Annotated in this window: 20 protein-coding genes; 6 read left to right on the forward strand and 14 right to left on the reverse strand. The window is 61.2% G+C overall.

The features are described 5' to 3' along the window. Positions 1 to 42: 42 nt before the first annotated feature. Positions 43 to 1,416: a nucleotide 5'-monophosphate nucleosidase PpnN gene (ppnN, locus tag ABDX87_RS26935; RefSeq protein ID WP_346830629.1), complete on the reverse strand. Its 1,374-nt coding sequence runs from the start codon at positions 1,414 to 1,416 to the stop codon at positions 43 to 45. Between the two features lie 376 nt (positions 1,417 to 1,792). On the opposite strand from ppnN, the gene ABDX87_RS26940 reads away from it, so the two are divergent. From ABDX87_RS26940 to ABDX87_RS26950, 3 genes are all read left to right on the forward strand, one after another. After that, on the forward strand, positions 1,793 to 2,320 hold the full coding sequence (locus ABDX87_RS26940) for a sterol desaturase family protein (RefSeq protein ID WP_346830630.1): 528 nt from the start codon (positions 1,793 to 1,795) through the stop codon (positions 2,318 to 2,320). A gap of 73 nt (positions 2,321 to 2,393) precedes the next feature. After that, positions 2,394 to 3,182, forward strand: a complete 789-nt coding sequence (locus ABDX87_RS26945) for an SDR family oxidoreductase (RefSeq protein ID WP_346830631.1) — start codon at positions 2,394 to 2,396, stop codon at positions 3,180 to 3,182. A 133-nt stretch (positions 3,183 to 3,315) separates the two neighbouring features. Next, complete coding sequence (locus ABDX87_RS26950; protein ID WP_346830632.1) at positions 3,316 to 4,035, forward strand: dienelactone hydrolase family protein; 720 nt, start codon at positions 3,316 to 3,318, stop codon at positions 4,033 to 4,035. Positions 4,036 to 4,182: 147 nt separating this feature from the next. On the opposite strand, the gene sodC is transcribed toward ABDX87_RS26950, so the two are convergent. From sodC to gltP, 6 genes are all read right to left on the reverse strand, one after another. Then, complete coding sequence (gene sodC / locus ABDX87_RS26955; RefSeq protein WP_346830633.1) at positions 4,183 to 4,701, reverse strand: superoxide dismutase [Cu-Zn] SodC; 519 nt, start codon at positions 4,699 to 4,701, stop codon at positions 4,183 to 4,185. 117 nt (positions 4,702 to 4,818) lie between these two features. After that, positions 4,819 to 5,232, reverse strand: coding sequence for a PaaI family thioesterase (locus ABDX87_RS26960; protein WP_346830634.1), 414 nt, complete (start codon positions 5,230 to 5,232; stop codon positions 4,819 to 4,821). A gap of 280 nt (positions 5,233 to 5,512) precedes the next feature. Further along, a complete protein-coding gene (locus ABDX87_RS26965; RefSeq protein WP_346830635.1) occupies positions 5,513 to 6,025 on the reverse strand; it encodes a RidA family protein in 513 nt (170 codons plus the stop codon). Beyond that, positions 6,018 to 6,920, reverse strand: a complete 903-nt coding sequence (locus tag ABDX87_RS26970; RefSeq protein WP_346830636.1) for a PhzF family phenazine biosynthesis protein — start codon at positions 6,918 to 6,920, stop codon at positions 6,018 to 6,020. Before ABDX87_RS26970 ends, ABDX87_RS26965 begins: the two co-directional genes overlap by 8 nt. Before the next feature lie 104 nt (positions 6,921 to 7,024). Beyond that, positions 7,025 to 7,864, reverse strand: coding sequence for an AraC family transcriptional regulator (locus ABDX87_RS26975; protein WP_346830637.1), 840 nt, complete (start codon positions 7,862 to 7,864; stop codon positions 7,025 to 7,027). A 19-nt stretch (positions 7,865 to 7,883) separates the two neighbouring features. Continuing rightward, positions 7,884 to 9,209, reverse strand: a complete 1,326-nt coding sequence (gltP, locus tag ABDX87_RS26980) for a glutamate/aspartate:proton symporter GltP (protein ID WP_346830638.1) — start codon at positions 9,207 to 9,209, stop codon at positions 7,884 to 7,886. Positions 9,210 to 9,528: 319 nt separating this feature from the next. Between gltP and ABDX87_RS26985 the strand changes: the two genes are divergently transcribed. Then, entirely contained in the window at positions 9,529 to 11,049 is a 1,521-nt protein-coding gene (locus ABDX87_RS26985) for a xylulokinase (RefSeq protein ID WP_346830639.1), read from the forward strand. Here the strand turns inward: ABDX87_RS26985 and ABDX87_RS26990 are convergent. The 6 genes from ABDX87_RS26990 to ABDX87_RS27015 all read right to left on the reverse strand — a co-directional run bounded on the left by ABDX87_RS26990 (position 11,036) and on the right by ABDX87_RS27015 (position 17,238). Further along, on the reverse strand, positions 11,036 to 11,755 hold the full coding sequence (locus ABDX87_RS26990; protein WP_346830640.1) for an SDR family oxidoreductase: 720 nt from the start codon (positions 11,753 to 11,755) through the stop codon (positions 11,036 to 11,038). The two genes, ABDX87_RS26985 and ABDX87_RS26990, sit on opposite strands and share 14 nt — an antisense overlap. A gap of 16 nt (positions 11,756 to 11,771) precedes the next feature. Further along, positions 11,772 to 12,770: a sugar-binding transcriptional regulator gene (locus ABDX87_RS26995; protein WP_346830641.1), complete on the reverse strand. Its 999-nt coding sequence runs from the start codon at positions 12,768 to 12,770 to the stop codon at positions 11,772 to 11,774. A gap of 19 nt (positions 12,771 to 12,789) precedes the next feature. Next, on the reverse strand, positions 12,790 to 13,665 hold the full coding sequence (locus ABDX87_RS27000) for a carbohydrate ABC transporter permease (protein ID WP_346830642.1): 876 nt from the start codon (positions 13,663 to 13,665) through the stop codon (positions 12,790 to 12,792). A gap of 1 nt (position 13,666) precedes the next feature. Beyond that, positions 13,667 to 14,572 carry a carbohydrate ABC transporter permease gene (locus tag ABDX87_RS27005; protein ID WP_346830643.1) on the reverse strand — a complete coding sequence of 302 codons (906 nt, stop codon included), beginning with the start codon at positions 14,570 to 14,572 and terminating at the stop codon, positions 13,667 to 13,669. Between the two features lie 210 nt (positions 14,573 to 14,782). Further along, the gene (locus ABDX87_RS27010; protein WP_346830644.1) at positions 14,783 to 16,117 is read right to left on the reverse strand and encodes an ABC transporter substrate-binding protein; all 1,335 of its coding nucleotides are present in this window, start codon (positions 16,115 to 16,117) and stop codon (positions 14,783 to 14,785) included. A 77-nt stretch (positions 16,118 to 16,194) separates the two neighbouring features. Further along, the gene (locus ABDX87_RS27015; RefSeq protein ID WP_346830645.1) at positions 16,195 to 17,238 is read right to left on the reverse strand and encodes a zinc-dependent alcohol dehydrogenase; all 1,044 of its coding nucleotides are present in this window, start codon (positions 17,236 to 17,238) and stop codon (positions 16,195 to 16,197) included. 295 nt (positions 17,239 to 17,533) lie between these two features. On the opposite strand from ABDX87_RS27015, the gene ABDX87_RS27020 reads away from it, so the two are divergent. Next, the gene (locus tag ABDX87_RS27020) at positions 17,534 to 18,688 is read left to right on the forward strand and encodes an ABC transporter ATP-binding protein (protein ID WP_346830646.1); all 1,155 of its coding nucleotides are present in this window, start codon (positions 17,534 to 17,536) and stop codon (positions 18,686 to 18,688) included. Between the two features lie 142 nt (positions 18,689 to 18,830). Further along, positions 18,831 to 19,430 (forward strand): hypothetical protein, encoded by a 600-nt coding sequence (locus ABDX87_RS27025; protein ID WP_346830647.1) that lies wholly within the window; start codon positions 18,831 to 18,833, stop codon positions 19,428 to 19,430. A gap of 88 nt (positions 19,431 to 19,518) precedes the next feature. Here ABDX87_RS27025 and ABDX87_RS27030 read toward each other — a convergent pair whose 3' ends face one another. Beyond that, positions 19,519 to 20,976, reverse strand: coding sequence for a YncE family protein (locus tag ABDX87_RS27030; RefSeq protein WP_346830648.1), 1,458 nt, complete (start codon positions 20,974 to 20,976; stop codon positions 19,519 to 19,521). Between the last annotated feature and the right edge of the window lie 17 nt (positions 20,977 to 20,993).

Consider the following 20,993-nt stretch of genomic DNA (forward strand, 5'->3'; position numbering starts at 1 on the left):
CGAGCAAGCTCGCTCCCACAGGGGGAGGGATCAAGGCAGCCGTTACGACACCACGCGATAACACGGCACATACGCCGCGCCGCCAGGCAGTTTCATCCGATGCTGTTCGACGAAGGCCTGAAGCAATTTGTCCAGCGGCTTCATGATCTCGGCATCGCCATGAATCTCGTAGGGGCCATTCTCTTCGATCAGGCGGATGCCCTTGTCCTTGACGTTACCGGCGACAATGCCGGAGAACGCGCGACGCAGATTGGCCGCCAGCTCATGCGGTGGCAGATCGCGACGCAGTTGCAGGCTGGACATGTTGGCGTGGGTCGGATCGAACGGGCGCTGGAAGCTTTCTTCGATCTTCAGCAGCCAGTTGAAGTGGAACGCATCGGCCCGTTCACGGCGGAACAGACGCACCTCTTTCAGACCCTCGGTCATCTGGCGAGCGACTTCGGCCGGATCGTCAATGATGATCTGGTAGTGCTTGTGCGCTTCTTCGCCCAGCGTGGCGCTGACGAATGCGTGCAATTGCTCCAGATACGGCGCGGTGCTCTTCGGCCCGGTCAGGATCACCGGAAACGGCAGCCCCTGGTTGTCCGGGTGCATGAGGATGCCCAGCAGGTACAGGAACTCTTCAGCCGTACCGGCGCCGCCCGGGAAAATGATGATGCCGTGGCCGACGCGGACGAAGGCTTCCAGCCGCTTTTCGATGTCCGGCAGGATCACCAGTTCGTTGACGATCGGGTTCGGCGCTTCGGCTGCGATGATGCCCGGCTCTGTCAGTCCCAGATAACGCCCGCCATTGATGCGCTGCTTGGCGTGGGCAATGGTTGCGCCTTTCATCGGGCCTTTCATCACGCCGGGGCCGCAGCCGGTGCAGATGTCCAGTTTGCGCAGGCCCAGTTCGTGGCCGACCTTCTTGGTGTATTTGTATTCTTCGGTGTTGATCGAGTGACCACCCCAGCACACCACCATCTTCGGTTCGACGCCGGGACGCAGGGTGCGGGCGTTGCGCAGCAGGTGGAACACGTAATCGGTGATGCCTTGCGAGGTGCTGAGGTCGATGCGCTGGCTGTCCAGTTCGCTTTCGGTGTAGACGATGTCGCGCAGGGCGCTGAACAGCATTTCACGGGTGCTGGCGATCATTTCGCCGTCGACGAAGGCATCGGCAGGCGCGTTCAGCAGCTCCAGGCGTACGCCACGATCCTGCTGATGAATGCGGACTTCGAAATCCTTGTAGGCCTCGAGAATGGTTTTTGCGTTGTCGACATGGGCGCCGGTGTTGAGGATGGCCAGGGCGCACTGGCGGAAGAGGTTGTAGATGCTGCCTGAGCCTGCGGCGCTGAGTTGCTGGACTTCGCGTTGCGACAGCGTCTCCAGGCTACCTTTTGGACTGACCGAAGCGTTGATTACATGTCTTGGAGCCATTCTGAATTCCTTGAAAGCGATGCCGGCGAGCCATTGTCGGTCGCGGGCATTAGTACAGTGAACGAAACAACCGTTCACCCTTGGGGCCATTTTTTACATCGGTCGGTCAGGAAAGCAAACGTTGTGAGTGAAATCTTCGTGTTGAGCCTGCTGAGGCAGTCCGACGCAGATCCCTGTGGGAGCGAATTCATTCGCGAGAGTCCGGTACAGGTGACACTCGCTGTCGTCTGACACATTGCATCGCGAATGAATTCGCTCCCTCAGGGTATCCATCTTCCTTTTGGTCAGCGGCTTTTTGATTTTCAGCGCCGCCCCGGTATGCTGCACGTCGACGTCCAGACACCCGCGGCATCCTCGACAGCATGTGCTCACTTTCATGATCCTCAACGTTGCCATTTTCCTCATTACCCTGATCGTCATGGAAGGTGTCGGCTTTCTTGCGCACAAGTACGTCATGCATGGCTGGGGCTGGTTCCTGCACCGTTCGCACCATGAAGAACACCTGGGCGCGCTCGAAACCAACGACGTCTACCTGCTGGCGCTGGGCCTGGTCGCGGTCGGCCTGATCGTGCTGGGCAACGGCGGCCTCGACCCGCTGCAATGGGTGGGGGCGGGTGTTGCCGCCTTTGGCCTGATTTACGTTCTGGTCCACGATGGCATCGTCCACCGTCACTGGCCGGTGCGTCCTCAACCCCGCAATCGCTACCTCAAGCGCCTGTATCACGCCCACTTGATGCACCACGCGGTCAAGGGGCGCCGTAACAGTGTGTCGTTCGGCTTTCTCTACGCGCCGTCGATGCCGACCTTGAAAAAGCAACTGCGCGCGATGCGTGAAGCAGAGCGGGCCGCGTCTCGTGCCGATCGGTGCACACCTTCTATCACATCCGATCTGCAAAACGGCTGACTGCGCTCACCCCCTCACTTGGTGCTAAGTTTGACGCCTGAGTTTTCATCATCGAATGAACAGGAGTCATGTCATGGATCTGGGATTGTCGGGACGCAGGGCCATTGTCTGCGCGGCCAGCAAGGGCCTGGGGTTGGGCTGCGCGAAGGCGCTGGCCAAAGAAGGCGTCAATCTGGTGATCAACGCCCGGGGCGATGAAGCCTTGCAGGCCGCCGCAGCCGAGCTGCGCACGCTGGCGCCAGGCATTGAGGTGCGCACGGTCGCCGGTGACATCAGCCAGGCGCCCGTGCGGGATGCCGTGCTCGCTGCCTGTCCGCAGGTCGATATTCTGGTCAACAACGCCGGTGGCCCGCCGCCCGGCGATTTCCGTGACTGGCAGCGCGAGGACTGGATCAAGGCGCTGGACGCCAACATGCTCACGCCCATCGAACTGATCAAGGCCTGCGTCGACGGCATGGCTTCGCGCGGGTTTGGCCGCGTGATCAACATCACCTCGGGCGCGGTAAAGGCGCCGATCGACACCTTGGGCTTGTCCAACGGCGCACGCAGCGGCCTGACCGGCTTCATTGCAGGCCTTGCGCGTCAGCCGCAGTTGGCGGGCAAGAACGTCACGATCAACAACCTGTTGCCTAGGCCGTTCGACACTGAACGTCTGCAGAAGAACATCAGCCTGGCCGCCGACAAGCAGGGCATGAGTGTTGACGCGTTGGCCGATCAGCGACGCAAGGCAGTGCCTGCACAGCGATTTGGCACCGCCGATGAATTCGGCGCATTCTGCGCATTCCTGTGCAGCGCGCAGGCCGGTTTTATGACGGGCCAGAACCTGTTGCTGGATGGTGGCGGCTATCCCGGCACTTTCTGATGAAAGGTTTCATTCAGCGAGCGCATTTCGTCCTTCCAAGCGACGGGCAAGTGACGTAGAACAGAGAACCCCGGCGGCTTGATGACCTAAAGGCCGCGGTCCAGACGCTTTCATTCACTACTGGGAGATCAACGTGACTCAACCCGTGAAACAGCCAGCAGGCACAACCATCAGCTACAAACGTCCAGACGGTAAGGACGTTAGCGGTTACCTCGCCAGCCCGGCGAAGACCGAGGGCGCGCCCGCCATTGTGGTGATCCAGGAATGGTGGGGGCTCAACGATCAGATTCGCGGCGTCGCCGACCGCTTGGCAGCGGCCGGTTACCTGGCGTTGGTGCCGGACTTGTACCGAGGTGAGATGACGGTCGAAGAAGAAGAGGCGCATCACCTGATGAGCAAACTCGATTTCGCCGATGCAGCCTCGCAGGACATTCGCGGCGCCGTGCAATACCTCAAAGGCCACACGCAGAACGTGGGCGTCACCGGCTTTTGCATGGGCGGGGCGCTGACCTTGCTGGCGCTGAACTTCATCCCTGAACTGTCGGCTGGCGTGGTCTTCTACGGCATGCCGCCGCTGGAATACCTCGACCCCAAAGCTATCAAGGTGCCGGTTCAGGCGCACTGGGCGACGCAGGACGAGTTCTTTCCAGCAGAAAACGTCGACAAACTGGAAGAAAAACTCGGTGAGGGCGGGGTGGACATCGAGTTCCATCGCTATCTGGCGCACCACGGGTTCACCAACGAAGAGGCTGTTGGTTACGGACGGATTCCGGGCACACAGTACGACCCGGTCTGGGCGCAACTGGCGTGGGACCGCACGCTGACATTCTTCGGGCGCACGCTCTGGGGCTGATCACGGGTAATGCGGCAAACGTGTTAACGGAGGGAGCGAGGCGCGCGACGGGGTATGTCAGTCCCCCTGCCTGGACAGGCAGTTCGCGCGCTTCGCTGGCTTCAGCTGACATCTGCCAGCCAGTTCAAACACTCTGACGGCTAACGATCAGATCACGCCGCATGCGACACGGTCGCCACCACCGCCCAGCGGCATCGGCATGTCTGAGTGATTGTCGCCGCCCGCGTGAATCATCAACGCGTGGCCTTTGATGTCCGAGATTTTTTTCAACCGCGGCGCCAGCACCGGATAGGTCGCCATGCCGTCGGCCGTCACGTAGACCGCAGGCAAGTCGCCCAGGTGGCCTTCGCCATAAGGGCCGAGGTGTTTGCCGGCCTTTTTCGGGTCGAAATGCCCGCCAGCGGCCAGTGCCGCGCCTTTCTTCCCGTCTTTGGTGCCGACATCACAGCTGCCGTTTTCATGCACGTGAAAACCGTGAACGCCCGCGGGCAACGAACTCAATTTGGGGGTGAACACCAGCCCGTAGGCGGTTTCGCTGATGGTGACCTGACCGATAGGTTGCGGCGCGCCGTCAGCGCTGACCAGGTTCATGGGAACATCGAGTGTGGCCGCCTGGGCACCCAGTGAAAGCGAGCCGAGAAGACCGAGCCAGAGATAAGGTTTCATAAGCGTTCCATCGAAGGGATGAGGGTTCGACGTTCAGTTTGCTGAACGGCCCGCAGCGTTCGGGTGCTGCCTGGGTTTTGAGTGCTCAGTTCTCAGGAGGTTCGCGCCGAGTCTCGCTCAGCGCAGGTGCTGCGGCGGAATGGCATAGGTGCCGACGACATGGGCGACTGCGTCCGGCAACCCTTCGGAGTACAGCGACACCTCGCCGATGGCCAGGGTCTTGCCGACTTTCATCAACTGGCATTCCCCGATGATGCGCCGACCCGCTTCGGGTTTGCGCAGAAAGTTGATAGTGAGGCTGGTGGTGACAGCCAGCGGCACGATGCCGATGACCCCCAGCACCGCGACGTAAAGCGCAACATCGGCCACGGCCATCAGCGTCGGCCCGGACACGGTGCCGCCAGGGCGCAGGTCAGCATGATCGATCACCTGGGAGATCGTCGCCCGTTGATCACCGACCGCTTCGACGACGATCCGGGTCTGCGGAAACTCCCGGGCGATGAACGCCGAAATCTCTTCCTTGCTCGCCATGTTGCTCTCCTGCCTGTGCGGGGGACCAGACTCGATGAGCGAAGGCTTGTTTGTCAATACACGTTACGAGCGGCCTTTAGCACACGCGGTGGCGCGAATCAGGACTCAGGAAACACGACGAAACCTAGTGTTTCCTGGCCAGTTCGTTGCGCAGCATCAGCGCCGCAATGGCAAACATTCCGCTGTTTTGCTGACGGCAAGGCTCGCCTGCGTGCGTTGATGGCGCAGATGACTGGACTTGACCCGCGTCGATGTACTTGGCAGCGGTGTTGGACATCATTCATGCCTTGAGCCTGACCACGCCTTCTACCTCGACCGCCGCGCCTCCGGGCAGTGAATGCACGCCGATGGCTGAGCGTGCATGCCTGCCACGGGCGCCAAACAGTGCAGTCAGTACTTCCGATGCGGCGTTGATGACCTCCGACTGCGCCGCAAAATTCGCATCGCCCCGCACATAACCCGTGATGCGGACGACCTGCGCCACGCGGCCCAGGTCGCCGTCACAGGCGGCTGCGACGATAGAAAGAAAATTCGCCACACACAGGCGCGCAGCCTCGCGCGCCTGTTCCATCGACACCTGCTGGCCGACGATGCCGGTGTAGCGAATGTCCTGATTGAAGCGCGGCACCTGGCCCGAGACCCATAACAGGTCGCCATCGAGCACGCTCAGTTGAAAGTGCGCCGGAACGACGAACGTGTCCGGCATGAGCGGATACAACGCCTCCAGTCGGCTGCCGAAGGGCTCGGCGACTTCGCGCAGCGGCAACCACTGTGGCTTCGAGTCCTCAGCCATGGGCCTCTCCCGACGGCGTCTGGTTGTCGGCAAAGGCGCTGTAACCCCCGACGAAGCAGCCGCGCGGCGTGTTCGTCTGGTCCAGATCGAAACGTACGTAGATGTCTGAAGGGCGGCCCATGGCACGTCCCTGATGGATCAACACTGGCTCAGTGCTGCTCTCGATCAGGCCGTAGTTCAGCAGACCGAACGCCAGCGCAGTGGCGGCTATGCCGGTTGCGGCATCTTCCGGGTAGCCCGAAGCCTTGGGGAACTGGCGGCTGTCGAACTGCCGAGGTGCCCCGGGGTGAGGGCAAAACAGGTAAAAACCGGTGGAATCCAGGGCCTCGCACAGGGCCTCGATCCGAGCCGAGTCAGGGCGCGCTGCATCCAGCCGCTCGGGGGTTTTGACCGGAATCAGAGTTTTCACCCGACTGGTCGCGGCATTGAGAAACGGAAGATCGAGGATGTCTTCGGCGTCCAGACCGATCGCTCGGATGATCTGCTCGCGCAGCTCAGGTTTGCTCAGCGGCTCGATGACGCCGACAGGCTGGGAGATTTCAATAAAAGGAGGTTCGCCGGCCGTGTCATGAACCTGCGCGGTGACGGTGCCGCTTATCGTATTGATCGATAACTGATAGTTTTTCAGCTTGCCCAGGGTATGCAGCAGCCACACTGTGCCAATGGTGGCGTGGCCGCACATGCTCATCTCATGCAGCGGGACGAAGAAACGGAACTGATAATCGCTGCCGGTGCGTTCCCCTGCCGGAAACACAAAGCCGCTTTCATGGCCGTAGGCGCGGGCAATGGCTGTCATCTGCTCAGCATCAAGGCCTTCTGCGTCGATGACGATAGGTGCCGGGTTGCCACCGCCCTGGCTGGATTTGAAAACTTCTACAACGCGCACATCCTTCATGGTGACCTCGAAAACGGGAGACGGGGTCGATTGTGCCCAAGGGCTTTGTGACGGTCCCGCTCGATCGGGTCGCCGACCCGCACGTTTAGGCCAACGCCCCCGGATCAGCGCGGCTTGCGCATCTGGCTGGGCACTACGCCCAGATAACGCTTGAACAGGCGAGCGAGGTAGGAGGGCGAATCGATGCCCACCGCCAGACTGATGTCGAGAATCGACAGCGAGCTGGTGGAAATCAGCCGTGCGGCGGTTTCCACTCGCGTGCGGTTTGTGAAGTCCAGCAGGGTTTCGTCGGTGAACGCCTTGAACAGGCGGGTGAGGTGGCGCCGTGACAGGTGGAACTGATAGCCGATCAGGTCGACGGTCAAGTCGTCCTGCAGATTTTCCTGCACGTACCGCTGGATGTCGCGAACCAGCAGCGCGTGCTGCAGCCGCTCGGCAGGCTGCGGCTGAGGTTGTTGCGTGGCGATCAGCCGCGCGCATTCTTCGAACAGCAATTGATTGAGGTGTGGCAGCTGGCGCTGGAACGCGTCGGGCGAGGTCACCTGCCGCAGTTGATCATGCAGCAGCAGGATGCTGTCCAGGGCGTCGCTGCCTTGCCAGACCTCCGCGCGATGGGCCCGCTGCGCGAACGTGCGATAGCCCTCCAGGCGACCCTGACGCTCGATGTGGTCGGAGTCTACATACAGCGCAACGTGCTTTTCCCGGCCCGGCGCTGCCCGAGTGGAATGGGCGGAGTCGGCTGGCACCAGCGAGAACGACTGCCGCGACACATGCCGCGCCTGGGGGGTGTTTTCGGTCGACAGGAACAGTCCACCCTGACGCGGCAACAACAGCATATGGCAGTCGTGGGCATGCCAGTCCTGCGCATAGCCGCTGCTCTCGCTGATTTCAAACCGGAAGCGCTCGGACGACCGGCCGCTGAACTTGGGCGAAAGAGGGGCCATCGAGTCGACCTCGCTGATGTCAGTTAGCCGTTGCAATGAGCTGTTCGCTCCGGGGTGACGGAGCAGACAGGGATTTCCAGTAGCGCTCCCCGGCCGCATCATCGTACATCCCTTCCCAGCGGGCGACGACCAACACGGCCAGCGCGTTGCCGACGATGTTCAGCGCCGTGCGGGCCATGTCCATGATGCGGTCGACCCCGGCGATGAATGCCAGTCCCTCCAGCGGAATGCCGACACTGCCCAGAGTCGCCAGCAGCACCACGAAGGAAACGCCTGGCACACCGGCGATGCCTTTGGAGGTTACCATCAGTGTCAGCACCAGCGTGATCTGCTGGCCTAACGACAGGTCGATACCGTATAGCTGGGCGATGAACACCGCCGCAATGCTTTGATAAAGGGTCGATCCGTCGAGGTTGAACGAGTAGCCGGTGGGCACGACGAAGCCGCTGATTGCGCGAGGCGCGCCATAGGCTTCCATTTTCTCGATGATGCGCGGCAGTACGGTTTCCGAACTGGCCGTGGAATAGCCGAGGATCATCTCGGCCTTGAGGATGCGCATCAGCTTCCACACCGAAAACCCGCACGCCCGCGCCACCAGGCCGAAGATCACGATGCCGAAGAAGGCGATGGCGGCGTAGACCAGCGTGACGAGACGTGCCAAAGGCCACAGCGAGGCAAAGCCGAAGTTGGCGACGGTCACCGAAATCAGTGCGAAAACGCCAATCGGTGCACAGCGCATGATCATGTAGGTGATCTTGAACATGGTCTGCGACACCCCTTCCAGCACGCTTACCAGCGGCAGGCGCAGCTCGTCCTTGAGACTGGACAGGCCCAGGCCGAACATCACCGAGAAGAAGATGATCGCCAGCATGTCGCCGCGCACGATGGCGGCAAACACGTTGGGCGGCACCAGATTGAGCAGGGTGGTAATGAAGGCGTGGTTGGCCTGGACTTCGCTGGTGGTCTTCTCGTATTGGGAGATGTCGGTGGTGCCCAACTGGCTCATGTCGATACCGTGACCGGGCTGAAATACGTTGGCCAGCACCAGGCCGACGACGATTGCCAACGTGGTAATGATCTCGAAGTAGAGCAAGGTCTTGACGCCGATGCGGCCGAGCTTCCTGCTGTCGCCGACGCCTGCGATGCCGACGATCAGGGAAGAAATCACGATGGGGATCACGATCATTTTGATCAGCCGGATAAACAGGTCGCCTGCCGGTTGCAGCACGTTGCCGATCCACCAGCCCTTGTCTGCGCTGAAGTGGTTGAGCAGTGCGCCGACAGCGATGCCTAGCAGCAGACCGATGAGGATCTGCCAGGCGAGACTCAGTTTTGCCTTGGTCATGTCAGGTGTTCCCTTGCTGGTGAAGTCGAGGCGAAATACCGCAACGAGTCATGGCTCGCCGATGGCAGCTCGATGTTGAGCCGGTCTTTGGGCAGGGTCGGCGTCAATCGGGCCGATTGCCGACACGATTGGGCCACGCCCCGTGTTGACTTACCTGCCAGCGACACAAATTCACCGACCACGACAACCTGAGCGCAGGTGCGGCCCGACACGGTAGCGGCTGTTATCAAGCGGCGTGAAAACCAATACTCAACTAGTCTTGGCCTTCGATTCGGCAGTTCTCACGGACCCTGGCAGAGGGTGAGGGAGCAGGGCACGCATGCAGAAAATCGTCATAGGGATCGATCTGAGCACGACCACGTGCAAGGCCATTGCCTGGGATGTGCGGGGTATGTTGGTGGCGCAGGCGCGGGCGCCGCTGGCGTTGTCCCGGCCGGCGCCCAACGCTTACGAGCAAGACCCCGAAGACTGGTGGCGCGCCACGCAATGTGCGCTGAAATCGCTGATGCCAATGATCGAAGGCAAGGTCATTGCCGCGATCTCCGTGGTCAATCAGCGCGAAACGGTGGCGGTCACCGACGCCGAGGACCACCTGCTTCGGCCAGCCATTCTCTGGCTCGACGAACGCCGCAAGGACGAAGTGGCCGCGCTCTGCCAGCGTGTCGGTCACGAACGGCTGCACGCGATCACCGGCAAACCCCACGACTGGGCGCCCGCCATTTACAGCCTGGCGTGGATGGCGGATGCCGAACCGGAGCGGTTCAGGCAGATTCAACATGTGTACGAGCCTCACGCCTGGCTGGTGCGCAAGCTGACGGGCGAGTTCCTCACCAGTTGGGCCAGTGCCGATCCGTTCGGCGCGTTCGATATCCATCGGCATGAATGGGCCGAGGACGTGCTCAAGGCCCTGCCCATCCCGCTCAGCACCGCGTGTTTTCCCAACGCTTTGGCCCCCGGCACCGTGCTGGGCACAGTCAATGAGCAGGCGCAGGCGCTGACCGGGCTTCCTGCAGGCACGCCGGTGGTCGCGGGCGGTGGAGACGGTCAGGCGGGCGGACTGGGCATCGGCGTGGTCAGTGCCGGGACTGCGTACCTGAATCTGGGTACAGCGATTGTCTCGGGGGTGTATGCCGACGCGCCGAGGGTCGACGAGGCCTTTCGCACGATGTGCGCCATCGACCGACAAGGGTACGTGCTGGAAACCTCGCTGCGATCTGGCACGTTGCTGATCAACAGCCTGTTGCGGCAGTTTTTCGACATCGACGTGGTGGCCCAGCCTGACAGCCTGATTCGTCTGGAAATCGAGGCGTCGCGTGTGGCGCCTGGCAGCGCAGGTCTGATCCTGCTGCCGTACTGGAACGGTGTGATGAACCCCTACTGGGATCAGGACGCACGGGGGTGCCTGTTGGGGTTGTCGCCGGATCACGGACGCGCGGAAATCTACCGGGCGGTACTCGAAGGCATTGCCCTGGAACAAGCCGTTGCCACACAACGCATGGTTCAGGCCACGGGCGAGCCGGTGAACACGTTCGTGGCCATCGGCGGTGGGGCGGCCAGTCGCCTGTGGTGCCAGATCATCGCCGACATCACCGATCGCCCGGTGATCCGTGCCGCTACCCAGGAAGCCTCCAGCCTGGGCGCCGGCATTGCGGCGGCGGTGGGTGCGGGCTGGTACGCGGATTTTGCCAGCGCGGCGCAGGTCATGACCCAGGACGGCGAGACGTTCTTGCCGAACCCGGCCTTGCGCGAATTTCATCAGGAACTGTTGGCGCTCTACAGCGAGCTGTACCCAAGGCTGCGTGACCTGTATCCGCGCCTCGCGAAGCTCAACCGGCGCTGAAACCGCCATCGACCGTCAGCGTCACGCCATTGATCATCCCGGCATCGTCGCTGAGCAGGAAGGCGATCGTCGAGGCGATTTCGCTGGGCTGCACAAAACGTCCCAACGGAATGCGCGCAAGCATTGACGCGGCCTTGACCGGGTCGCTCCAGGCCTTGTCGGCCATCGGTGTCAGGGTCACCACCGGGTTCACGCTGTTGACCCGGATGCCGTGCGGCCCCAACTCCACGGCCATGACCCGGGTCATGGCGTCCAGCGCGGCCTTCGAGGCGCAATACGCCAGATGATCGCGGGTGCCCACGGCGGCGGCGAGGCTCGAAACGTTGACGATAGCGCCCGGCACACCGCGCTCGATCAGGTCCCGGGCGACTACCTGAGCCACCACCATGGGCGCTCGGGTGTTGACCGCCATCAAGTGATCGAACGTTTCCACCGACGTGTGGAGAAAAGACTCCAGCTCGACGACCCCCGCGCAGTTGACCAGCAGGTCGATCGGCAGCATCGAGGCGACGGCGGCCTGAGTCGCCGCAACATCCGCCAGGTCTACCACCAGGCTGTGTTCGCAGTAGGCAAGGTCGGCCGCATTGCGTCCCAGAGCGATGACCTCGGCGCCGCAACGTACCAGCCATTGCACGGTTTCATGGCCAATGCCTTTGCCGGCCCCGGTCACCAGAATGCGTTTGCCGACAAAGTCGTGAGTGGCCATGGCCGTTGCTCCCGCGTCAGTTGTCTTGTTCGAGCAGTTGCTGCGCGGCGCTTTCGTCGATTACCAGTTCGCGAACGACGTTGCGCAGCAGCACCGCACGGATGATTTCGGCTTTGTACGGCCCGCCGGACACCAGCACCACCTTGCCGATCTTGCGCAGGTCTTCCAGGTCCAGCGAAATGGCGCGCCGGTTGAGCGGGTGATTGACTTCGATGCCGTCGCGATCCAGCCATCGCCCGAGCAGATCGCCCACGGCGCCAGCGGCGCGCAATGAGCGAGCGTCTTCGGGATTGACCAGCCCCAGTTCCAGCATCAGCGAGCGTTCGCTGAGATCACCGACTGTCAGCAGCGCGAGGTCGGCCTGGCGCGCCTTGCCCAGCACATCCTGGACCGAGGCTTCTGCCAGGATCATGTCCCGGTAGGGCTCGGAGGGCGCGAACACCGGGGCCGCGAGGTAGTAATAAGAACCGCCGAACAGCCCAGCCAGGCTTGAGGCGATTTCCACGGTGTTGTTCGCCGATCCGTAATGCAGGCCGCCAAGCAACGACACCACGGTCATGTTCGGCAGCGCCCGGCCTTGCAGTTCACGCATCGCCTGACGCAGCGTGCGGCCCCAGCCCACCGCAATGATGCAGCCGTCGACCAGATAGTCCTCAATGCTCGGCGCGACGCCCACGCCGAGCACGCGAAAGATGGTCGAGGGGTCGTCCGGCGACGGCACCACCGTGACCCGCTCCAGACCAAACCGCTCCTGAATCCGTTCTTCGAGCTCGATGCACGAGGCCAGCGGCGAGTTGATGCGAATCTGTACCACACCGGTTTCGCGGCAGGTCGCCAGCGCTTTGTTGACCCGCACGCGGGTGATACCGAGGCGGTCGGCGATCTGCTGCTGGGTCATGTTGTTGACGTAGTAATACCAGGCGATACGAATGTTCAGTTGATCCTCCGCGTTCACCGTTTCGGTGTCGGCGGTCAGTTCCGAATAGCGATTCTGCACGGCAATGTCCTTGGTCAAGCCTGATTCGCGGCACGCCTTATTTCACCGCGCCCATGGTCAGACCTTGTACCAGATGCCTGGAAACCATCAACGCGAAAATAATCACCGGGAACACGATCAGTGTGCCGGTGGCCATGATTTCGCCCCAGGGCAAATCGTAGCCGCTCATGAAACTGGTCGCGGTCACTGGGGCCGTGCGCGCGACGTTGCGGGTCAAGACCAACGCGTAGAGCAGCTCGTTCCAGGAGAAGATGAACGAGAAGATCGCCGACACGGCAACACCCGGCATCGCCAGCGGCAGGGCGATGCGCCAGAAAATGGTGAAGCGCGACGCGCCAGACAGGCGAGCGGCCTCGTCCAGATCCTTCGGCACGCCGCGAAACTGGTCGGTGCAGATCCACACCACGATCGGCAGGTTGAAGGTCAGGTAAATCAGGATCAGCACCAGGTGCGTATCGATCAGGCCCAGGTTGCGCGCCATGAGAAAGATCGGCAGCGCGACGACGATCGGGCTGAGCATGCGGTTGGTGATGAACCAGAACCACAGGTCTTCCTTGCCCTTGAACTCGAAACGCGCCAGCGCATAGGCGGCCGGTGTGCCGAGGCCCACTGCCAGCAATGTGGTGCAGACGGCCACGATCAGCGAGTTGCCGAGGCTGTGCAGCACATCGCGCTCGAACAGCACTTTGACGTAGTTATCCAGGTGCGGCGTGAACGCCCAGATCGGCGGCGAGGCGAGCGCTTCAGCCTGAGTTTTCAAGCTGGTGGCGACCATCCAGTAAAAGGGGAAGACCGCGAACAGGAAGATCGCCAGCAGGCCGACCAGGTGCCACGCGTTGACCTTCATGCGAGGGCGCGTGTGCGCAGGGCTGCTGGCCATCGTCGGGATTTTTGCGGCAGGAACGGTGGCCATGTCAGATCTCCCGGTAAACGAATTTGATGTACAGGCGCGCGAGGACGATGGTCAGGATCAGCATCAGAATCGCCTGGGCCGAGGCCACACCCTGGTCGAACACCCGAAAGCCGACGCGCTGTATGTACACGCTCACCAGTTCGGTGGCAGCGCCCGGCCCGCCACGGGTCATGGTGAACACGGTGTCGAACATCTTGAGAATGTCAGCGGTGCGCAAAATCAGGATCACCGTGGCGCTGGGCAACAGGAAGGGCAGCTGTACGTAGCGCACGATCTGCCAACGGCTGCGGGTTTCCAGTCGCGCCGCTTCTTCGATTTCGTTGGGGACCATGGTCAGTCCGGCCAACAGCACCAGCGCGCAGAACGGGGTCCATTGCCAGATGTCCATCAGGGCCACGGCAATAAAGGCGTTGGTGGTGTCGCCCAACCATTCGACGGGACCGGCATTGAGCATCGCCAGCAACGCGTTGGCGACGCCGAAGTCTCGGTTGAAGATCAGCCGCCCGATCAGGCCGGCGACGGCAGGTGCCGTGGCCAGAGGAATGACCAGGCTCATGCGCGCCAACAGCTTGAACCCGGACAGGCCTGGCTTGTGCAGCATCAAGGCGATAATCAGGCCGAGCGCCAACTGAATCGGCACCACGGTAACCAGAAACAATCCGGTACGGCCCAGCGCTGCCCAGAACGAGGCGTCGTTGAGCACGTTGAGGTAGTTGTCGAAGCCGATGAAGGGCGTCGGGTCCTTGGGACGCGCCAGGTTGTACTGACGAAACGAGTTCACCAGCGCGAACACGGTTGGAAAAATGCCGATCAGCGCCAGCGCGACGGTGGCAGGCGCGAGGAAGGAGAAAGCCGCCCGGGTGTTGTTCCACAGCGTCGGGAACACCGGTTTTTTGTGGTTGGACATGTTGATTTGATTCTCCGGAGCTTTGCTTCTGCCGCAGGCGTAGGAGCGAGGCTTGTCCCGCGATCGGCGGGGGAACCCCGTCGTAAGCCCTGCTCACGCGGCAGAGTAGAAAAACCGCGTTCTCAGGGTCGCTGACGCTTTGCGCCAGATCGCGGGACAAGCCACGCTCCTACGGCCTGCGGCCAGAATCAGGAGCAGGTTGTTCCTCGTTTATTTCAGCAACTTCACCTTGCCGTCGTAGTAACCCGCTTTCTTGAGGATGTCCTCCATCTTGCTGCCAATCGCCTTGGCACCGGCTTCCACGCTGGACTTGCCGAGCATCATCGAGGTGCCGTTTTCGCCGACCACCTCGGAGATTTCAGGCCATTGCGGGAAGCGTGGGCGGTAGTCCGGAACGCCGCCTTCCCACGAGGTCACCATCGGCTGAACGAACGGGTATTTCTTCTGCACGTCCGGGTCTTTGTAGACCGACATCCGGCCACTGACGCCACCGGCTTCCAGGTACGGTTTGGCCATGGCTTCGGAAGTGACCCACTGGATGAACAGCCATGCCGCCGCTTTCTGTTTGTCGCCGGAATTGGCATTGACCCCGAGCGAGAAGCCGCCCAGCGCAGGCTTCAGACCCGCTGGCCCCTTGGGCTCGGTGGCGACGGCCAGGCAATCGGTGATCTTCGATTTCGCGGGATCGGCCAGGGTGCTGTAGAACGCCGACCATTCGGTGATCATCGCCACTTTGCCTTGGGCAAGGGCGTTCACCGCTTCGTTGTGGTCATAGTCGACGATGCCCGGCGGCATGAACTTCATCAGGTCCTGACGGAACTGCAGGCCTTCCTGGGAGGCTTTGGAATTGAGGTTGGATTTGAAGTTGGCGTCCAGCAGCGAGCCACCGAACGGCCAGAGGAAACGCATGAAGCTGTCCGCCGACTGGGTTTCGCCACGCCGCGACTGAAGGGCATAGGCGTAACGGTCCTTGGACTTGTCGGTGAGCTTGGGCGCATAGACCTTGAGCAACTCATCCCAGGTCGCTGGCGGTTTGTCGAAACCGGCGTCCTTGAGCATGCATTTGTTGTAGAACAACAGGCCCGAGTAATTATCGAAAGGCAGCCCGTAGGTCTGCTTGTCCCACGTGCCGAACGACTCCAGCAGGATCGGGAAGAACCCGTCGAGCTTCAGGTCCGGGTCCGCCAGCTTGGCGTCTTTGGTGAACGTGGTGATCGGTTCCAGCCAGCCATTGCCGGCGAACTCACCGATCCACACCACGTCGGTCAGCACCACGTCCAGCGGCTCAGTGCTGCTGAAGCGCAGCACTTCCTGCTCGCGGGTGTTCTCGTACGGGATGATTTCGTAGTTGACCTTGATCCCGGTCTTTTTCTCGAATTCCGGCAGCAGCTTGATGGCAGCGGCATAGCCGGGGCGATCCAGGAAAATGGCTTTGATTTCGGTGCCTTTGTAAGGCGCTGCGGCTTCTTCCAGCGTCCAGGCCTGTGCGGCGCCAGAGCCCAGCGCGACGGAAAGGGCGAGGGCATTCCATACCAGCTTCTTCATTACGTGACCTCATTATTATTGTGGGCGAGGGTTACGCGTTGTCTGCGCTCACGCGCATCGGGAGTTACAACTTCTTGTCAGTCGGCCTCTTGCTCAGCGTTGGGCAAAATGATCGTTTTCAGCGCGCCGTCGAGAAACTCCGAGGGATAGCTGAAGGCTTCCGTGGCTTGTTGAAGATCGAAGCGGTGGGTGACCAGGCAATCGACATCCACCGAGCCTTGCGCGACCAGTTGGATCGCCCGGTCATAGACATGGCCCATGCGGCGTGACAGGCGAATGTCCAACCCTTTTCGACGCAGCAATGAAGCGCTCAAGGGTGTGTATTGGTCGCCATCGGGAATACCCACCAGCACCACGCGACCGCCGATGCGCGCGGATTGCGCGGCAATCTGAAACCCCTCGGGCGAGTTGGTCGCTTCCAGCACCAGATCGACGCCCCGGCCATTGGTCCACTCGGCAATCGCGGCAGGGTCGGCGGCCACTTCATCGGCCCCCAACTGACGGGCTTTCTCGGTGCGGTAGTTGATCGGATCGATGGCGTAAATGGCTTTTTTGCACATCATCCGCGCCAATTGCAGCAGGCACAGACCGATAGGGCCGCAACCGATGATGGCGACCGTTTCGAACAGTTTTTTGCTGCCAGCCAGGTCCATCGCATGAATCGCCACGCCCAAGGGTTCGAGCATGACGGCTTGGACCGGCGTGAAGTGGTCGGGAACGGGGTAGATCTGGCTGGGCGAGACCACGATGTATTCGGTCATGGCGCCGTGGGTGTGGGGCGGCGAGCCCAGGAATTGAACATGCGGGCAGAGGTTCACATGACCGCGATGGCACCATTCGCACTGGCCACAGGGTTTGGCCGGATCGATGGCGACCAGCTGTCCGGCTTTCAAGCCCAGGGCGGGTTGATCCTCGACCACGCGACCCGCAAATTCGTGGCCGGCTATGAACGGCTGGGTGATGCGCGCGTGACCGATGGCGCCTTCCTTGTAGTAATGCAGATCGCTGCCGCACACCCCCACAGCGCTGACCCGCAACAACACTTCGTCGCCGACCGGCACTGGCACCGGCTTCTCACCGATACGGATGTCACGGATGCCATGGATGTATGCAGCCCGCATTCGGTGTGCTCCTTGACATTTGTATTTTTAGAATTACAAATGATCGTAGGACGAAATATTTTGCTGTCAAGTGCGCTACCGTTAATGAATCGGTATGTGTGCCTGGTCGCTGTTTGTAGGAGCGTGGCTTGTCCCGCGATCGACCGGAGACCGGTCGTAAAACCTGACATCTCGGTACATTTGAACACCGTGGTCACCGGTTTTACTGGCGCTTCGCACCAGATCGCGGCACGAGCCACGCTCCTACAGGTTTGCATACGGTCATCCAACAACAATAATTTCAGGGGACACGATTTTGACTGAGCTCAGTTTGAGTGGCGTCGAGAAAGCCTATGGCGACATCAAGGTGTTGCATGACATCCACCTGAGTATTGAAAGCCGCGAATTCGTGGTGTTCGTCGGACCGTCCGGGTGCGGCAAGTCGACCTTGCTGCGCTGCATCGCGGGCCTTGAGAGCATCACCCAGGGGCAGATCCGCATCGGCGCGCGTGACGTGACGTTTCTGGAACCGGCCGACCGCGGCGTGGCCATGGTCTTCCAGTCCTATGCGCTGTACCCGCACATGTCGGTCTACGACAACATCGCGTTCGGCCTCAAGATGCAGAAAATGCCCAAGGATCAGATCGAGGCCAAGGTGCGCAATGCCGCGCGCATTCTGCAACTCGATCCTTTGCTGGATCGCAAACCCAAGGCGCTGTCCGGCGGGCAGCGGCAGCGCGTAGCCATTGGTCGAGCCATCGTCCATGAGCCGGAAGTCTTTTTGTTCGACGAGCCGCTGTCCAACCTCGACGCCTCGCTGCGGGTGCAGATGCGCATCGAGATCGCCAAACTCCATGCCGACCTGCAAGCGACCATGGTCTACGTCACCCATGACCAGGTCGAAGCGATGACCCTGGCCGACAAGATTGTGGTGCTGAACAAAGGCCGCATTGAACAGGTCGGCTCGCCGCTGGAGTTGTACCATCATCCACGCAACCGCTTTGTGGCCGGTTTCATTGGCTCGCCGCAAATGAGCTTTTTGCAGGTGTCAGCGGCGGCGGTCAGTGCGCAAGGTGTCGAAGTGATCCTGCCCGGCGGAGGGCGACTGTGGGTGCCGGTGCTGGGCGAGGGTGTCAAGGCAGGTGATGCGCTGACCTTGGGATTGCGTCCTGAGCACCTGTCCGAACGTGGACAGGGCGACGCGCAGATTCCGGCGAAAGCGTTGGTGGTGGAGCACCTTGGCGGAGAGACGTTTACCCATGCCGAGACCGCTGATGGCAGCGACCTCATGATCAAGGGCGACGGCATGTCCCAGGTCAAGGCCGGCCAACAACTGGCCATTGGCGTGTCCGGTGGTCGATGCCACCTGTTCGACGGTCAGGGGCAGGCGTTGCCGCATCGGGCCCATTACACCGAGCGGTCGGCTGAAAAAAACCTGCAATCACCCGGCTCTGCAGCGGTGGCGGGGTAGCGACTGGCCGTTTGAAACGCCCCGAAAAGGCGATTCCAGAGCGGTTAGTCACATTTTTTGCTTCAGTGACGGCGTTGTCCGCCGATACAGCCCTGGGTCCGATGCGTTATCGGATGCGATGTTTTAAACCAAGGAGCTGTAGATGCGTATTACCAGTATTTTGATGTTGGCGGGCACCTTGCTGCTGACCGGTTGTTCGTCGCTGATGCAACCCGTCGACAACCAGACGGTGCAGCCAAGTGCCCAGGACGGCGCTCAGGTCGTGTTCATGCGCAGTGCGTTCACCGCCAAGGCGATCGATGCTTCGCTGTACGACGTAACCGGCGGCAAGACTCAGTTCGTCGGCATTCTGTCCAACGACACCAAGATCGCCTACCCGACCGCGCCAGGTCATCGCACCTTCATGGTCGTGTCCGAAGCCGCCGACTTCCTGGAAGCCGATCTGGCGCCAGGCAAGACCTACTACTCAATGGTCACTCCCCGCATGGGCATGTGGAAAGCGCGCTTCTCCCTGTGGCCGGTGGCTCGCGATCCAAAGGCTGAATACAGCCTGCAATCCAAGGATTTCAAGGACTGGATCGGTGACACCAAACTGGTCACCAACTCGCCAAAATCGCTGAACTGGTTTGAAACCCACAAGGCCGATGTCGAAGCCAAGCGCGTTGAATACTGGCCGGTCTGGCAGAAGAAAAGCGCCGCTGATCTGCAACTGCGCACCCTGCAGGCCGCTGACGGTCTGTAATCTGGCGTGAGTCCTGACGCCAGCAGGTCGCACGGCTGACCCATGTGGCAATCCTGTTGCCCTCGGTAAGCCGTGCAGCGCAAAGTGATTACTGCGCTTGAACCTGCGCCAGTGCGCCCAATTGATCCGGCTTGCCCGCTACCACCACCAGATAACGCCGCTGCTCGGGCGTGTCGTTCTGCACGATCTGGCGGATCGGGCCGATGGTGTTGACGATGGCCGACCCCGCCGGATTGGTCATGAACGCTGACAACGGCTGCAGGTTGCCACTGCCATCCGGCTTGTCCGCCAGCGCCAGGGTGTAAGGCTGCTTGGGTTCAAGACCCGTCACTGCCGCTTGCAGCACTTGTGTCAGGCCCTGACTGAACAGCGTGACACTGGTGGGTGCCTGATCCGCAGGCTTGCCAACAGCGTTCAAACTCAGGTGCGCCGCTTGCCCGGCCACGCCCAGCGGCTTGAGGTTATCGGTACCGTCACCTTTTTCCACCGCATTGGGCACATAGGCAATCGCTTGCGGCGCTTGGCCAATCGGGATGTTGGCGATCACCTTGTTGCTCAACGTGTCGATCACTGCAAACGCATCGGCGTTTTCCAGGCCCACATAGATACGGCTGCCGTCACCCGACGGCCAGATGCCGTGAGGCAGGTTGCCGACCGGGATCGTCGCGACTTTCTCAAAAGTGTCGGTGCGATAGACCTGCACCTGATTCAGCCCGCCCACGGTGATGTAGGCGAACGAGCCATTAGCGTTGTTGACCAGGTTGACGTGGTTGGCAATCGGCCCGATGTCCAGCGTCTTGATCAGCTTGAACGGAGGTGTGGCTTCAAACACCTGCGCTTTGCCGACATCCTTCAGCGTGAACCAGACCTGCTTGCCATCGGCTGACGCGGCGATGTTCGGGCAGAACGGGCTGGCCTGAGGCACGTGGCCAACGATCTTGTGATCCGCCACCGACACCACTACGGTCTCCGGGTTGAACGACGAGCAGACGTAACCGTATTTGCCGTCCGGCGAGAAAATCTGCATGCCGGGACCGGCCGGTGTCTTGATGCGGGTCTTTTCCTCGAAGGTCTTGGCGTCGATCACCGACACATAGTCCTCGCCGCGAACCGTCACCCACACCTCTTTTCCATTGGGCGTGAAAAACGCTTCATGAGGTGCACGCCCAACATAGGTCTTGTGCTTGACGGTATTGGTTTGCGTGTCGATGAATGACACCGAGTTGGTGCCGATGGACACTACCGCCAGTGTCTTGTGGTCGGGCGAGAAGCCCATTCCGTGCACCAGCACTTCGCCTTTGTAAAGTGGGCTCAGGTTACCCGGCTGCGGATCGCCGAGGCTGATCACCCCAAGCAGTTTGTTGTTCACCGGATCGGTGACCGACACGGTATTGGAGAACTGCTCGGCTGCATACAGGCGATCCTGATGAGAGACGGGAATGTCCCTGGCCGAGGCTTTGCCGGGGATCTGTCCGGCAAAACCGGGCATCGAAGCGGTCAACAATGCGCCGGTCAGCAGCGCCATGGGAAAGCGAGGGAAGTGCATGGGATTTCCTTCTTTTT

This window comes from Pseudomonas abietaniphila (genome assembly GCF_039697315.1).
Taxonomy (GTDB): Bacteria; Pseudomonadota; Gammaproteobacteria; order Pseudomonadales; family Pseudomonadaceae; genus Aquipseudomonas; species Aquipseudomonas abietaniphila_B.

Coding starts and splice junctions, on each gene's coding strand:
- sodC (WP_346830633.1), bottom strand. CDS start 4,701: ATGAAACCTTATCTCTGGCTCGGTCTTCTCGGCTCGCTTTCACTGGGT.
- ABDX87_RS26940 (WP_346830630.1), top strand. CDS start 1,793: ATGATCCTCAACGTTGCCATTTTCCTCATTACCCTGATCGTCATGGAA.
- ABDX87_RS26945 (WP_346830631.1), top strand. CDS start 2,394: ATGGATCTGGGATTGTCGGGACGCAGGGCCATTGTCTGCGCGGCCAGC.
- ABDX87_RS26970 (WP_346830636.1), bottom strand. CDS start 6,920: ATGAAGGATGTGCGCGTTGTAGAAGTTTTCAAATCCAGCCAGGGCGGT.
- ABDX87_RS26975 (WP_346830637.1), bottom strand. CDS start 7,864: ATGGCCCCTCTTTCGCCCAAGTTCAGCGGCCGGTCGTCCGAGCGCTTC.
- ABDX87_RS27005 (WP_346830643.1), bottom strand. CDS start 14,572: ATGTCCAACCACAAAAAACCGGTGTTCCCGACGCTGTGGAACAACACC.
- ABDX87_RS26965 (WP_346830635.1), bottom strand. CDS start 6,025: ATGGCTGAGGACTCGAAGCCACAGTGGTTGCCGCTGCGCGAAGTCGCC.
- ABDX87_RS26990 (WP_346830640.1), bottom strand. CDS start 11,755: ATGGCCACTCACGACTTTGTCGGCAAACGCATTCTGGTGACCGGGGCC.
- ppnN (WP_346830629.1), bottom strand. CDS start 1,416: ATGGCTCCAAGACATGTAATCAACGCTTCGGTCAGTCCAAAAGGTAGC.
- ABDX87_RS27025 (WP_346830647.1), top strand. CDS start 18,831: ATGCGTATTACCAGTATTTTGATGTTGGCGGGCACCTTGCTGCTGACC.
- ABDX87_RS27030 (WP_346830648.1), bottom strand. CDS start 20,976: ATGCACTTCCCTCGCTTTCCCATGGCGCTGCTGACCGGCGCATTGTTG.
- ABDX87_RS26985 (WP_346830639.1), top strand. CDS start 9,529: ATGCAGAAAATCGTCATAGGGATCGATCTGAGCACGACCACGTGCAAG.
- ABDX87_RS27010 (WP_346830644.1), bottom strand. CDS start 16,117: ATGAAGAAGCTGGTATGGAATGCCCTCGCCCTTTCCGTCGCGCTGGGC.
- ABDX87_RS27000 (WP_346830642.1), bottom strand. CDS start 13,665: ATGGCCACCGTTCCTGCCGCAAAAATCCCGACGATGGCCAGCAGCCCT.
- ABDX87_RS27015 (WP_346830645.1), bottom strand. CDS start 17,238: ATGCGGGCTGCATACATCCATGGCATCCGTGACATCCGTATCGGTGAG.
- ABDX87_RS26960 (WP_346830634.1), bottom strand. CDS start 5,232: ATGGCGAGCAAGGAAGAGATTTCGGCGTTCATCGCCCGGGAGTTTCCG.
- gltP (WP_346830638.1), bottom strand. CDS start 9,209: ATGACCAAGGCAAAACTGAGTCTCGCCTGGCAGATCCTCATCGGTCTG.